Genomic DNA, 13,433 nt, shown 5'->3' with positions numbered 1-13,433 from the left:
CGGCCTACCAAGTGTAGCGAAGGGTGCCGATCACCGAGCGGCCCTGGTCGCGGTAGCAGAAGTCCGCCGAGCAGACGGGCTCGCGGCGGTCGAACAGGTTGGTGGCGTTCACCTGCAGGCTGAGACCATCATACTTGTCGTCGAGTGCCGCAAAGTCGTAGCTGACTGCTGCATCGAAAAGCACGCGGGCACTGTTTTCCGTCGTGTTTTCATCATTGCCGTAGCTCTTGCCGATGTAGCGGGCACCCAGGCCGAGGCCCAGTCCATAAACCGGGCTGGTTTCCTGGAATCGGTAGTAGGCCCAGAGCGATGCCATGTGCTTCGGCACGGAGGAGACATAGTTGTCGACAGTACCCGTCGGGCCTTCGAGGATCTTGGCCTGCGTAAAGGTATAGGACGCGACCAGCGACAGGCCGTTGTCGAGGCTCGTGTTGGCCTCGATCTCGAGGCCACGGGAACGAATCTTGCCCCGCTGGACCTGAATGTTTGCCGGACCGCTCGGCAGGTTTACGACTTCGTAATAGAGACTGTTTTTCTGATCGATATTGAACAGGGCGGCAGAAAGCATCGTATTGCTGTCCGGCAACAGGTATTTGACGCCAATCTCTTCCTGTTCACTTTCGGTGGGTTTGAAGGGGGCGTTGGTTTGCCTGTTGATACCGGCATTCGGCGCGAAGGCGGTCGAATAGCTGATATAGGGAACGAGGCCGAAGTCGGTCTCGTAGCTCAGGCCGATCCGGCCGGAGAACTCCTTGTCCTTCTGTGAGACGGTGTCCTCGGTGTCTGCAACCAGATCGGTATTCTCCGTATCGGTCCAAACCCAGTCGTAACGCCCGCCGAGCGTCAGCAGCCAGGCGTCGTAGCGCATCTGATCCTGCAGGTAGGTGCCCGCCTGCCACTGGTCCTGAACGGTGCGGGTCTGGAAGTCGATGTGCGGGACTGGAGCGCCTGCGCTCGGATCGTTGGTATCAAGCGGCGGGGAGACGCCGCGGCCGTCGAGTGAACGCCAGCGAAGCCGGGTCAAGTCGATGCCGGCGAGCAGCGTATGGTCGACATCGCCCGTATCGAAGCTCGCCTCGAGCTGGTTGTCGATGACAAAAGCCGCAAGGCGCTCGTCAAACGTGCCGGCGCTGCGATCGAGCAGCGTTGGATCGAGCGCGTTTGGTGCGTAGGCGAAGGCCCAATCCGTGTCGATGTTCAATGTCGAGAAGCGTGCATTCTGGCGGAAGACGAAGGTGTCGTTGAGCCTGTGTTCGAACTCATAGCCGATGCGGCCCTGGTTCTGAACAGAATCGTTGAAGGCAGGATTGCCAGCGAAATAATCCGTTACTTCGCCGGTGACCGGGTCGTTGTAATAGGCTGCCGTGCCACCTGTCTTCGTGCGTGAATATTCGCCGAGGATGGTAAGCTTTGTGTCCTCGTCCGGCTTCCATGTGAAAGCCGGCGCGATGTAGACGCGGTCGTCGGGAACGCTGATCTGCTCCGTATTGGCATCACGATAAAGGCCGGTGAGGCGATAGTAGAAGGGATCACGGTCGTTAACGGGACCAGTGAAATCAAACTGGCTCTGGTAACGCTGCTGCGTGCCGTATTGCAACTGGAGTTCACGATAGGGCTCCTCCGTCGGGCGCTTGGTGATCAGGTTGTAGAGACCACCGGCGCCGGAGGCGCCATAAAGAGCCGACGAGGGGCCGCGCAGGATCGAGACGCCCTCAAGGCCGTAGGGTTCGGTCTTGAAGAGCGAAGAGCCGGCGCCTGGCTGGCGCAGGTTGTCGCGAAAGACACCCGTATAGGTGACGTCGAAGCCGCGCACCGTGAAGCTGTCGAAGCGTGGATCGAAACCATAGGCACCCACGCGCGTGCCTGGCGTATAGGCGATCGTGTCGAGCAGCGTTTGGGGATTGCGGTCCTTGAGTTGCTGTTCCGTCACGGACGAGATCGACTGCGGCGTCTCGATGAAAGGCGTATCGGTCTTTGCGCCTGTCGCGCTGCTCTTGCCGACGTAGCCGTCCGCCTGGATGACACCGCCGCTACCGCCGTTGACAATGATGTCCTGAAGCACTGTTGCGCCATCTTCCTGCTGCTTGTCGGCGGCCGTGTCCTGCGCAGCGGCGGGAAGGAGAAGATGGGCCATCGCGGCCCCCGTCAATGCGGAAGCCCGCAGCGACCTGGCAAAGACTTGTATTTTCATCGGCTTGCAACTCTCGGCAGTTTAGTTGATAAATCATGAGTGTCATAGTCAACAAAAAGCCGGATGAAAACCCTTTTATGAGTATTGTACTCCACTTTTTAGGGAAAGAGGCGACAAGCGCGAGGTGGTCACGCTTGCGAAAGCAGCCAACGCCTGAAGGCCGCGACGGCGGGGCGTTCGAGTGCCGCGCCTGGATAGACGAGATGAAAGGCAAGGCGGCTTGCAACACCAAGCGGGAAGGGCGCGACCACGGCGCCTTCGGCGAGTTCCTTGTCCAGAAATGACCGCCGCATCAATGCAAAACCGAGGCCGGCCTTCATGGCTTCGTAGGCGCCATTGCCATGCATGAAGATCGGCCCGCGCGAAGCATCCACCTTCGTCGCGCCTGCTGCCTCCAGCCAGAGCTTCCAGTCGTGCCGGTAGACATCATGGATCAACTGGAATCCGGCGAGCCCATCTGGCAAGGGGTGGTCTCCAAGCTCAGCCGCCAGCGGTGGAATGCAGACCGGCACCAGCTCGTCATCCACCAGCCGCTCACTGACGAGGCCGTCATAGCCGCCAAGCCCGTGCCGGATCGCCAGATCGATGCCATCGCGCTGAAAGTCGAGCACACGATGCGACGCACTGATGCGCACGTCGATCTCCGGATGGATCTCCTCGAAGCGCCCGAGCCGCGGAACAAGCCAATAGGTCGCAAAGCCTGCCGTGCAGGTGACGTTCAGCACACAACCGCGCCCCCGCGCCGCAATCGCAGCCGTCGCCTCTCTCATCAGCCGGAAGGCGGTCTGCAATGTGGCGAAGTAATCCGCGCCCTCGACCGTGAGGGCGAGCGCGCGCGCTTTCCGCTCAAAAAGCCGTATGCGGAGGGCAGCTTCAAGATCGCGGATCTGCAGGCTGACGGCGCCTGGCGTCACATGCAGCTCCTTGGCGGCCTGCGTCATGCTCAGATGCCGCGCCGCAGCTTCAAAGGCCCGTAGGGCCGAAAGGGATGGCAGAAACTCGCTCATGATTTAGTTCAGCTAAAGCGTATGCGGAAAAAGACTCGTTTGTAGAAGCAAAATTATCGAAATAATATCAAAATGAAAGCAATTCACTAAAGAGAATCGTCAAGCGACATTCATCGAGTACAGGTCGCAGCTTTCAGAAGCTGGTGCGCAAGAAACGGGTGGCGAGATCGTCGGCCGCATCGTAAGCCTTGCCAACAATGAAGGGAGAAAGACATGCAGAAACAAATGGGCTTGGCCGAATGGAGCATGCTTGTGGTCCTGTCACTTCTTTGGGGCGGCTCGTTCCTGTTCAACGGCATCCTCGTCAAGGCGCTGCCGCCGTTTACGATCGTCACGGGCAGGGTGCTGCTGGCGGCACTCGCGCTCAATGTCATCGTGCGGCTCATGGGCCACACGATGCCGCGCGACCGCAAGAGTTGGGTTGCCTTCTTCGGCATGGGCGTTCTGAACAACATGATCCCCTTTTGCCTCATCGTCTGGGGCCAGGTTCACATTGCAAGCGGCCTTGCCTCGATCCTGAACGCCACGACGCCGCTCTTTACCGTCGTTGTTGCCCATATACTGACCACCGACGAGAAGATGACCGGCCATCGCCTGATTGGCGTGCTGATCGGATTTGCCGGCGTGGCCTACATGATCGGCTTCGATGTGCTTCACGATCTCGGGTCGAACGTGCTGGCGCAACTCGCCGTACTTGGCGCTGCGATCTCCTATTCCTTCGCCGGCATCTGGGGCCGCCGCTTCCGGGCGATGAACATGCCGCCGCTGCTGCCCGCCGCAGGCCAGGTGACGGCCTCCACCATCCTGATGGTGCCGATCGCGCTGATTGCCGACCGTCCATGGGCATTGCCCGCTCCTGGTATCGAAACCTGGCTGGCGCTGGCCGGCCTCGCACTGCTTTCGACCGCCGTCGCCTATGTGCTGTTCTTCCGGGTTCTCGCAACGGCGGGCGCGACGAACCTGGCGCTGGTGACCTTCCTCATTCCCGTCAGCGCCATTCTGTTGGGTACGCTCATCCTCGGCGAGCAGCTGCAGGCGAAACATCTGATCGGCATGGTGACGATCGCCGTCGGCCTTGCGGCGATCGACGGGCGGTTGATGTCACTTGGGAAAAGGCGGCCAGCCTGAGGCTCAGCAGGCGAGGTCGGCGACGACGGAATCGAGGATCAGCATGCCCGACGGCGTGCAGCGAAGCCGGGAGTTGCCGATCCGCTCGATGAAACCGTGCTCCAGCAGAAATTCTTCGCGCTTCGGATCCGGATCCCGGCCGGAAAGCTGCTGCCAGCGGGCAAGATCGACGCCTTCCTTCAGCCGCAGTCCCATGAGCAGCAGCTCGTCGGCCTGCTCGTCATAGCCGAGCCGTTCCTGCTCAAGAATGCCATGCCCGTCGCGCTCGACAAGCTCGAGCCAGGTCTCCGGCTTGCGCTCGGTCGCCGTTGCGATCTTCTCAGCGCCTTGCGTCAGGCGTCCATGTGCGCCGGGGCCGATCCCGGCATAGTCGCCGTAGCGCCAGTAGGTGAGATTATGGCGGCTCTCGGCGCCGGGCCGGGCATGGTTGGAAACCTCGTAGGCGGGCATGCCCTCGCGTGCCATGATCTCCTGGGTCGCCTCGTAGAGGATCGCCGATTGCTCCCCGTCCGGCACGATCAGCTTGCCGGCCTTGTGCAGGCCGTAGAAGGGCGTGCCCTCCTCGATCGTCAGCTGGTAGAGTGAAAGATGATCGACCGCATAGGAGATCGCCTCCTTCAACTCCTTGTCCCATTCCTCGACGGTCTGGTCGGGGCGGGCATAGATCAGGTCGAAAGACATGCGCGGGAAGATATCGCGCGCCAGCTTGATGGCTTTCAGTGCGTCGGCGACATCGTGCAGGCGGCCGAGGAATTTCAGGTCCCGGTCGTTCAGGGCCTGGACGCCGAGCGACAGGCGATTGACGCCTGCAGCGCGATAGCCGCGGAAGCGATCGGCCTCCACGCTAGAAGGATTGGCCTCCATCGTGACCTCGATGCCGTTTTGCACGTGCCAGTGCTTGGCGATACCATCGAGAATGGCCGAGACCGTTGCTGGATGCATGAGCGAGGGCGTGCCGCCGCCAAGGAAGATGCTCGTCACCGTCTTCGGCCCGCTCAACCGGCGAACGGCCGCCATCTCCTTGACGAATGCAGCGGCGAACCGCTCCTGGTCGATCGGCTGATGACGGACATGGCTGTTGAAGTCGCAATAGGGGCACTTCGCCGCGCAGAACGGCCAATGCACGTAGACGCCGAAACCTGGCTCGCCGGTATCGGGCAGGAGCATCGCATCGCGCGTCAAGCTTGGTGTATCGAGTATCTCCACGAACCGACCTTACGCTTCCAGGCAGGTTTCGACAAAGCGTTTGAATGCGCGCGCCCGATGCGACAGGGCCTGCGGCTCGCCGATATTCCAGCCGTGCTTTTCCTGCGCACTCATCTCGCCGAAGGTGATGTCGTAACCTTCCGGCTGGAAAACCGGATCGTAACCGAAACCCTGGGTGCCGCGCGGCGGCCAGACGACGCTACCTTCCACCTCGCCGCGGAAAAGCTCCGTATGGCCGTCTGGCCATGCAAGGCACAGCACGCTGACAAAGCGCGCGCGCCGTTGCTCCGGCGTAGTGGCTCCGGCTTTCTCCAGCGCCCGTTGCACCTTCTCCATCCCCAACCCAAAGTCGCGCGTGCCGTCGGCAGTCTCGGCCCAGTTGGCCGTATAGACGCCCGGATCGCCACCGAGCGCGTCGATCACCAGTCCCGAATCGTCGGAAAGCGCCGGCATTCCCGCTGCCTTTGCGGAGGCGAGAGCCTTGATCGTCGCGTTTTCCTCGAAGGTCGTGCCGGTTTCGTCAGGCTCGATGAAGTTCAGGTCCGCTGCCGATTTGGCAGTGAAGCCGAGCGGCCCGATCAGGTCCTGGATCTCGCGGATCTTGCCGGCGTTGTGGCTGGCGACGACGATGGTCTTCGTTTCAAGCGTGCGCATGGTCGTCCTATTCGATGCCCCAGATTCTGGCTTCGGCGCATTCGAGGCTGTTTCCCGCCGGGTCGCGGAAATAGATCGAGCGGCCGCCGTTCGGCCAGTGCACTTCCGATTCGATTTCGATGCCTTCGGCCCTGAGCTTCTGCGCCATGACATCGATGTTCTTACCAGACACCCGGAAGCATGCGTGGCCCTGACCTTTCGTGCCGTGGGCCGGCACCTGCAGGGCACCGGCGGCTGGCGGCTTCACCGTTTCATCGGGATTGAAGATCAACAGCACGCCTTGCCCGCAGCGGAAGAATACATGCCGGTTTGCGGCGCGCGCGATCTTCGAAAGGCCGAGTACGCCTTCGTAGAAAGCCTCGGCCTTGTCGAGATCATCCGCATAAAGCGCCGTCTCCAGCATGCCTTCCAAAAGGGCAGTCATACGGCGATGGCCTGTTTCTGCATGTCGACGAGTTCCACGATGCCGGCTTTGGCCAGTGTCATCAGCGCGGCAAATTCGCCGTCCGTAAACGGCGTGCCTTCGGCGGTTCCTTGAATTTCAACGATGCCACCCGCCCCTGTCATGACGAAATTCGCATCGGTTTCAGCAGAGGAATCTTCGAGATAATCGAGGTCGATCACCGGCTGGCTGGCGAAGATGCCGCACGAAATTGCGGCGACATGATCCTTGAGCACGCGCTCGACCTTGATCATGTTGCGGGTTTCCATCCACTTCAGGCAGTCGTAGAGCGCAATCCAGGCGCCTGTAATGGAGGCCGTGCGCGTGCCGCCGTCAGCCTGAATGACGTCGCAGTCGAGGGTGATCTGGCGCTCGCCGAGTTCCTTGAGATCGACGACGGCACGAAGGGAGCGGCCGATCAGGCGCTGAATTTCCTGTGTGCGTCCGCCCTGCTTGCCGGCTGCGGCCTCGCGTTTCATGCGCTCGCCGGTTGCCCGCGGCAGCATGCCGTATTCGGCCGTGACCCAGCCCTTTCCAGTGTTGCGCAGCCATGGTGGCGTCTTTTCTTCCAGGCTTGCGGTACACAGCACATGCGTATCGCCGAATTTGACGAGGCAGGAACCTTCCGCATGCTTTGAAAAATTGCGCTCGAAAGTGACTTTGCGCATCTGGTCGGTTTTTCTGCCTGAAGGCCGCATTGTGATCTCCTGAAACATGATGCCGAAAACCGTGAAGCGGCTTGCGCAAAACATCATGCATGCTTGAATGGTGTCGACAGCTTCTACGATTGGCCGCAGCCATTTGCAAATTCCCTTTTGCTACGAGGACGAGAACGGCTATATTTTAAGGATCGTCATCAAAGGCAGGTCCAAGGAAGTTCATGGGGTTCAGGTCGACGTCGGTTTCGGATGCCGTTGCTGCGCTGGATGAACGCTCCAAGGAAATCTTCCGCCGCATCGTTGAAGGTTATCTTGAAAGTGGCGAGCCTCTCGGCTCGCGCAATCTTTCGCGCATTCTGCCCATGTCGCTGTCGCCGGCGTCGGTTCGCAACGTGATGAGCGACCTGGAAGAGTTGGGCCTGATCTACTCGCCACATGTCAGCGCCGGACGCCTGCCGACGCAGGGCGGCCTTCGCTTCTTCGTCGATGCCTTCATGCAGGTCGGCGACCTTTCGGCCGAGGACCGTGCGAATATCGACCGCCAGGTCCGCCCCGAAAGCCGCGATAATCCGGTTGAATCGATGATGAACGAGGCAAGCCGGATGTTGTCGGGCATTTCGCGCGGCGCAGGGCTCGTCATCACCTCGAAGAGCGACCCGGTTCTCAAGCATGTCGAATTCATCCGCCTGGAGCCCACCAAGGCGTTGGCAGTGCTCGTCGGCGATCACGATCAGGTCGAAAACCGCATCATCGAATTGCCGGCAGGCGTTACGTCGTCGCAGCTGACGGAGGCCGCCAATTTCCTCAATGCCCATATGTCCGGCCAGACATTGCCGGAATTGCGCAAGCAGCTCAGCCGCTTGAAGGAGAACGTCCGCCACGAGCTCGACGCGTTGTCGCGCGATCTCGTCGAGCGCGGTATCGCGGTGTGGTCTGGCGATACGGATGAAGGCAAGCCGCCGCAGCTTATCATCCGCGGCCGATCCAACCTGCTCGAGGGCCTGGCAGGCGCGGAGGACCTCGATCGTCTCCGCATGCTCTTCGACGATCTCGAAAAGAAGGACAGCTTGATCGAGCTGCTGAACCTTGCCGAGACCGGTCCGGGCGTGCGCATCTTCATCGGTTCTGAGAACAAGCTGTTTTCACTTTCCGGCTCGTCGCTGATTGTTGCGCCCTATCGCGACGATGACGACCGCATTGTCGGCGCCGTCGGCGTCATCGGACCGACGCGGCTCAATTATTCACGCATCGTGCCGATGGTGGACTACACCGCCCAGCTGATTTCCCGGCTTGCGCGCGGCACGCTTTAAAAGAACGGAATTTTCTCTTCTTCGTCACGCAGACTTGATTTTTTGCGGTCAAAGCTCGATATCGGGCCCATCCCAAGAGAACCTACTACCGGAGACCGTCATGACTGACGAAACGACGAAAAACGGATCTGACGCTGCCGCGGCTGAAGCCGCAGACGACGTTGCCGCAAACGTCGAGAACGAAACCACGGTGGAAGCGCCGCGCCAGCCGGATCCGCTCGAAGTGCTCAAGGCTGAAAATGCCGAGCTGCGCGACCGTTATCTGCGCCTGGCCGCCGAAATGGACAATCTGCGCCGCCGCACAGAGCGCGACGTGAAGGATGCAAAATCCTACTCAGTCGCCGGCTTTGCGCGCGATATGCTTGCCGTTTCGGACAATCTGCGCCGCGCGCTGGATGCCATACCGCCCGAGGCGAAGGAAGCGGGCGAGACGGGCCTCAACACTTTGATCGAAGGTGTCGAGATGACGGAGCGCTCCATGCTCTCGGCGCTGGAGCGCCACGGTGTCCGCAAGTTGGATCCCATCGGCCAGAAGTTCGATCCGAACTTCCACCAGGCGATGTTCGAGGTTCCGAATGCCGAAGTGGCAAATAACACGGTCGTCCAGGTCGTCCAGGCAGGTTTCACGATCGGCGAGCGTGTTCTTCGTCCCGCAATGGTCGGCGTGGCCAAGGGCGGCCCGAAGGCAGCGGATGCAGATCTCAACACAGCCTTCACCGAAAAGGACGCCTGATCGTCTTCTCAGACGCCGTCGCAATCAGGATGAAAATCAGATGCGGGCGAAGCGCTCGATCAGCAGGTCGAAAAAGCCGTCCGCATCCGCATAGCGCATCACCTTGGCATTGCGCTTGCGGTCGGTCACATGCCACCAGTCGACCACCGTCATGCCGACAGTCAGCTCCGACTTCACCTCTATCTCGACGTTGCAGTCACGGCCCTTGAACAGTTCCGGCTTCAAGAGATAGGCGACGACTGCCGGATCGTGCAGGGGTCCACCGTCAGAACCATATTTCTCGACATCGAAGCGTTCGAAGAATTCCAGCATTTCGACCATCGCTTTGGCCGGTGCCGTGCCGAGATCGGCCATGCGCTTCACACGATCCTTGCGTGTCAGCAACTGATGTGTCACGTCGAGCGGCATCATCACGATGGCCATGCCGGAACGAAAGACGATGTCGGCCGCTTCCGGATCGACATAGATGTTGAATTCGGCGGCGGGCGTTATGTTGCCGCCCTCGAAGAAGCCGCCTCCCATCATCACCAGTTCACGGATGCGCGGGATGATGTCTGGCGCCTTTTGCAAGGCCATGCCGATATTGGTGAGCGGTCCGAGCGTGCAAAGCGTCACCGTACCTTCCGGCTCACGGCGAAGCGTCTCGATGATGAAGTCGACGGCGTGCTGTGCCTCAAGCGGCATCGTCGGCTCGTCGAGCTCCGGTCCATCGAGGCCGGTCTTTCCGTGCACGTGCTCGGCCGTGACCAGCTTGCGCGCCATTGGCGCGTCGGCGCCTGCGAAGACCTTGGTGTCGGTCCGTCCGCAGAGCTCGCAGACGATGCGCGCGTTGCGGCTCGTGTAGGAGAGCGGCACATTGCCTGCAACGGTCGTGATGGCGAGTACTTCGAGCTCTTCGGCACTGCCGAAGGCAAGCATGATGGCCGCTGCATCGTCCTGGCCGGGATCGGTGTCGATGATGATCTTCCTGGGGGTCGCCATTGCGTTGCTCCGTCTCGAGGTGCACGTCGTTTTGGCAGGCACCATTCGTTCATTTTCCCGTCGCAGATCGGCGCAGCCGCTGCGGTCGACGATGTGATGCGAGGCGGCGTGATCTTTGTCAAGCAACGGCCCCAGGTCCAACCGTCTTAAACGCCAGTCCGACCGTCTTAAACTCATGTGACGGCGATGCGTCGCATGTGACTTGCGCCAAAGGCACATACTTCCCATATTAACGGCGTCCGGATGCTACGCTTAGGTCCGGGAAGGTCGCTTGAATCAAGGACTTTGAGAGATGAGCCGCATGACACCTTTCGCCAGCCCGCTGCTTTTGGGTTTCGATGCCATGGAAAAGACGCTTGAACGCATTTCCAAGGCAAGCGATGGTTACCCACCCTACAATATCGAACGTATCGCTCCGGGCCAGGGAGCGCCCGAGCGCCTGCGCATCACGGTTGCCGTTGCGGGTTTCAGCGAAGACGAGCTGGACGTTACGACGGAAGAGAATCAGTTGCTGATCCGCGGTCGCCAGGTCGAGCATGGCGAACATGAATATCTCTATCGCGGCATTGCTGCGCGCCAGTTCCAGCGAACCTTCGTCTTGGCAGACGGCATGCAGGTTCTGGGCGCCAGCCTCAAGAACGGACTGCTGGCCGTCGATCTCGTTCGTCCAGAACCAGCGCGCATGGTGAAGAAAATTAACATTTCGGTCTCACAGTAGGACAACGGCCCATCCGGCTGTTGGTCCCTTCTCCCGGAGGTACAGGAATGTTGATGAAAGAAGCGAATTCTCACCTGACCAAGTCCGAGCTTGCCGGTATCGGCAACGGCGAGGTCGCCTATATCCGCAAAATGCGCAACGACGAGGTTTCGAAGTGCTTTCCCGAAGCACCAGAGATCGATCCGAGCGTCGACCTTTGGGCCCTTTTCGGCGCAGACGGAACGCCGATCCTGCTCACGGACAATCGCTCCAGCACCTTCTTCAAGGCGGCTGAAGACGAATTGAAAACGGTCAGCCTGCACTAGAGATGCAGGCTTAGATCTTTTTGAATGTCAGATAGGCCGAGGATCTGCCCTCGCGCCGGGCCTTGGCCTCGTAGCGTGTGCTCGGCCAGCCCTGATAAGGCGCAAGCCAGTCGGCAGCGTTTTGCGCAAGCCAGTCGAAGCCGCCGTGATCGCGGCACTTCAGCAGGGTCCAGTTCACGTAGGTATCGATGTCCGAGGCGAAGCAGAAGAGGCCGCCCGGCTTCAGCACGCGATGGAAACGGTCGAGATTGGTCTTGGAAACGAAGCGTCGTTTCCAATGCTTCCGTTTCGGCCAGGGATCGGGATAAAGCAGATCGATGTGATCAAGGCAGCCGTTCGGTAACCAGTCGAGAAGCTGCGTTGCATCGTCGTCATAGACGCGGATATTCCTTGCATCCTTCGTCTCGATGCTTGCCAGCAGTTTCTGCATGGAATTGATGAAGGGTTCGACGCCGATGAAGCCGGTCGAGGGCATTTCCAGCGCACGGTGGATCAGATGTTCGCCACCGCCGAAGCCGATTTCCAGGCGCAGTGCTTCTACCGGAACCGGAAAGAGGCTTTTCAGCGGCTCGGGTGGAGCCGCCGAAATATCGATGAGGAATGTCGGGAGCAGGGTGTTCAGTCTTTCCGCCTGATGTTCGCGCAGAGCCTTCCCCTTGCGGCGACCGAAGAACGCCTCCGTCGCGCGCCCCCGACGCTCCATATCCGTCATGCGGCTTCCCGCAGCTTCACGGCTTCCTTCAGCGCCTTGACGAGGTCGGTGCGCTCCCATGAGAACGAGCCGTCACGTCCCGCCTTCCGGCCGAAGTGGCCGTAGGCCGAGGTCTTGGCGTAGATCGGTTTGTTGAGGTCGAGGTGACGGCGGATGCCGGTCGGCGACAGGTCCATGTTCTTGCGGATCGCCGCCTCGACCTGGTCTTCCGTCACGCTCTTGCCGGTGCCGTGCAGGTCGACATAGATCGACAGCGGTTGAGCGACGCCGATTGCATAGGAAAGCTGGATCGTGCAGCGGTCGGCGAGACCTGCGGCAACGACGTTCTTCGCAAGATAGCGGGCAGCATAGGCCGCCGAGCGGTCGACCTTGGTCGTGTCCTTGCCGGAAAACGCCCCGCCGCCGTGCGGAGCGGCACCGCCGTAGGTATCGACGATGATCTTGCGGCCGGTGAGACCGGCATCGCCGTCCGGACCGCCGATGACGAACTTGCCGGTCGGGTTGATGTACCAGTTGCAATCCGTGGCAATCGGCAGCTCACCGAGCGCTTCGCGGATATAGGGCTCGACGACAGCGCGAACCTTGCTGGAATCCCAGCTCTCGTCGAGGTGCTGGGTCGACAAGACGATCGAGGTCACCTCGGCCGGCTTGCCGTCGATGTAGCGCACGGTCACCTGGCTCTTGGCGTCCGGACCGAGCCTGGCGACATCGCCGTCGCCCTTCTTGCGGGCCGCGGCAAGCAGCTGCAGGATCTTGTGGGAATAGTAGATCGGCGCCGGCATGAGGTCCGGCGTTTCCTTGCATGCGTAACCGAACATGATGCCCTGGTCACCGGCGCCTTCGTCACCCTGCTGGTCGGCTGCGTTGTCGACGCCCTGAGCGATATCGGCAGACTGCGAGTGCAAAAGCACGTCGATCTTCGCCGTCTTCCAGTGGAAGCCCTCCTGCTCGTAGCCGATGTCCTTGATGGCGCGGCGGGCGGCAGCCTTGAATTTCGACGGGTTGATGACGTCCTTGCCGTCCTTGCCCTTCTTCATCAGGCTTGGTGGCAGACGGACTTCACCGGCGATCACGACGCGGTTCGTCGTTGCCAGGGTTTCGCAGGCAATGCGCACGCCCCAGGGGTTGACGCCGGTCTTGGCCGCCTCACGATAGACCAGATCCACGATCTCGTCCGAGATGCGGTCACACACCTTGTCCGGGTGACCTTCGGCGACTGACTCACTGGTGAAAAGATAATTCGCGCGCATTTTCGGGATTCCCCTCAAAGAACAAAAGCCGTTAGTTGGTACTCATTTCGCGTTCGAAAAACAAGCACAGAAGGACATAAATATATCTTTATATCTACCATGAAATGATAAATTTTGCCCCGAAAAAGCAAAAAAGG

The 13,433-nt window shown here is 60.4% G+C and carries 14 protein-coding genes; 5 read left to right on the top strand and 9 right to left on the bottom strand.

Annotated elements, in window-relative coordinates:
- Positions 1 to 4 precede the first annotated feature (4 nt).
- Entirely contained in the window at positions 5 to 2,191 is a 2,187-nt protein-coding gene (locus EV130_RS11615) for a TonB-dependent siderophore receptor (RefSeq protein ID WP_132660346.1), read from the bottom strand.
- A gap of 128 nt (positions 2,192 to 2,319) precedes the next feature.
- On the bottom strand, positions 2,320 to 3,198 hold the full coding sequence (gcvA, locus tag EV130_RS11610; protein ID WP_132551168.1) for a transcriptional regulator GcvA: 879 nt from the start codon (positions 3,196 to 3,198) through the stop codon (positions 2,320 to 2,322).
- Positions 3,199 to 3,411: 213 nt separating this feature from the next.
- Between gcvA and EV130_RS11605 the strand changes: the two genes are divergently transcribed.
- The gene (locus EV130_RS11605; protein WP_132660344.1) at positions 3,412 to 4,326 is read left to right on the top strand and encodes a DMT family transporter; all 915 of its coding nucleotides are present in this window, start codon (positions 3,412 to 3,414) and stop codon (positions 4,324 to 4,326) included.
- A gap of 3 nt (positions 4,327 to 4,329) precedes the next feature.
- Here EV130_RS11605 and hemW read toward each other — a convergent pair whose 3' ends face one another.
- From hemW to rph, 4 genes are read right to left on the bottom strand one after another with little or no spacing between them, the layout of a single operon-like run.
- Positions 4,330 to 5,532, bottom strand: coding sequence for a radical SAM family heme chaperone HemW (gene hemW, locus EV130_RS11600; RefSeq protein WP_074059956.1), 1,203 nt, complete (start codon positions 5,530 to 5,532; stop codon positions 4,330 to 4,332).
- Positions 5,533 to 5,541: 9 nt separating this feature from the next.
- Entirely contained in the window at positions 5,542 to 6,186 is a 645-nt protein-coding gene (rdgB, locus tag EV130_RS11595; protein ID WP_074059957.1) for an RdgB/HAM1 family non-canonical purine NTP pyrophosphatase, read from the bottom strand.
- 7 nt (positions 6,187 to 6,193) lie between these two features.
- Positions 6,194 to 6,610, bottom strand: a complete 417-nt coding sequence (locus EV130_RS11590) for a VOC family protein (protein WP_074059958.1) — start codon at positions 6,608 to 6,610, stop codon at positions 6,194 to 6,196.
- Positions 6,607 to 7,326, bottom strand: coding sequence for a ribonuclease PH (gene rph / locus EV130_RS11585; RefSeq protein ID WP_074063023.1), 720 nt, complete (start codon positions 7,324 to 7,326; stop codon positions 6,607 to 6,609). Before rph ends, EV130_RS11590 begins: the two co-directional genes overlap by 4 nt.
- 182 nt (positions 7,327 to 7,508) lie before the next feature.
- On the opposite strand from rph, the gene hrcA reads away from it, so the two are divergent.
- The gene (gene hrcA, locus EV130_RS11580) at positions 7,509 to 8,597 is read left to right on the top strand and encodes a heat-inducible transcriptional repressor HrcA (RefSeq protein ID WP_074059959.1); all 1,089 of its coding nucleotides are present in this window, start codon (positions 7,509 to 7,511) and stop codon (positions 8,595 to 8,597) included.
- 100 nt (positions 8,598 to 8,697) lie between these two features.
- Positions 8,698 to 9,330, top strand: coding sequence for a nucleotide exchange factor GrpE (gene grpE, locus EV130_RS11575; RefSeq protein ID WP_132551164.1), 633 nt, complete (start codon positions 8,698 to 8,700; stop codon positions 9,328 to 9,330).
- Between the two features lie 36 nt (positions 9,331 to 9,366).
- On the opposite strand, the gene EV130_RS11570 is transcribed toward grpE, so the two are convergent.
- Positions 9,367 to 10,311, bottom strand: a complete 945-nt coding sequence (locus tag EV130_RS11570; protein ID WP_132551162.1) for a nucleoside hydrolase — start codon at positions 10,309 to 10,311, stop codon at positions 9,367 to 9,369.
- 292 nt (positions 10,312 to 10,603) lie between these two features.
- Between EV130_RS11570 and EV130_RS11565 the strand changes: the two genes are divergently transcribed.
- Together EV130_RS11565 and EV130_RS11560 are read left to right on the top strand one after the other, a co-directional pair.
- The gene (locus EV130_RS11565) at positions 10,604 to 11,029 is read left to right on the top strand and encodes an Hsp20 family protein (RefSeq protein ID WP_022713463.1); all 426 of its coding nucleotides are present in this window, start codon (positions 10,604 to 10,606) and stop codon (positions 11,027 to 11,029) included.
- A 47-nt stretch (positions 11,030 to 11,076) separates the two neighbouring features.
- Positions 11,077 to 11,334: a BQ00720 family protein gene (locus EV130_RS11560; RefSeq protein WP_074059962.1), complete on the top strand. Its 258-nt coding sequence runs from the start codon at positions 11,077 to 11,079 to the stop codon at positions 11,332 to 11,334.
- 10 nt (positions 11,335 to 11,344) lie between these two features.
- Here the strand turns inward: EV130_RS11560 and trmB are convergent, their stop codons facing one another.
- Positions 11,345 to 12,046, bottom strand: coding sequence for a tRNA (guanine(46)-N(7))-methyltransferase TrmB (gene trmB, locus EV130_RS11555; RefSeq protein WP_074059963.1), 702 nt, complete (start codon positions 12,044 to 12,046; stop codon positions 11,345 to 11,347).
- Entirely contained in the window at positions 12,043 to 13,296 is a 1,254-nt protein-coding gene (gene metK / locus EV130_RS11550; protein WP_132660342.1) for a methionine adenosyltransferase, read from the bottom strand. The genes trmB and metK overlap by 4 nt, the downstream gene beginning before the upstream one ends.
- Between the last annotated feature and the right edge of the window lie 137 nt (positions 13,297 to 13,433).

Origin of the sequence: Rhizobium azibense, assembly GCF_004342325.1 — a bacterium.
Classification (GTDB): Bacteria; Pseudomonadota; Alphaproteobacteria; order Rhizobiales; family Rhizobiaceae; genus Rhizobium; species Rhizobium etli_B.
This window is presented reverse-complemented; position numbering and strand designations above follow the sequence as displayed.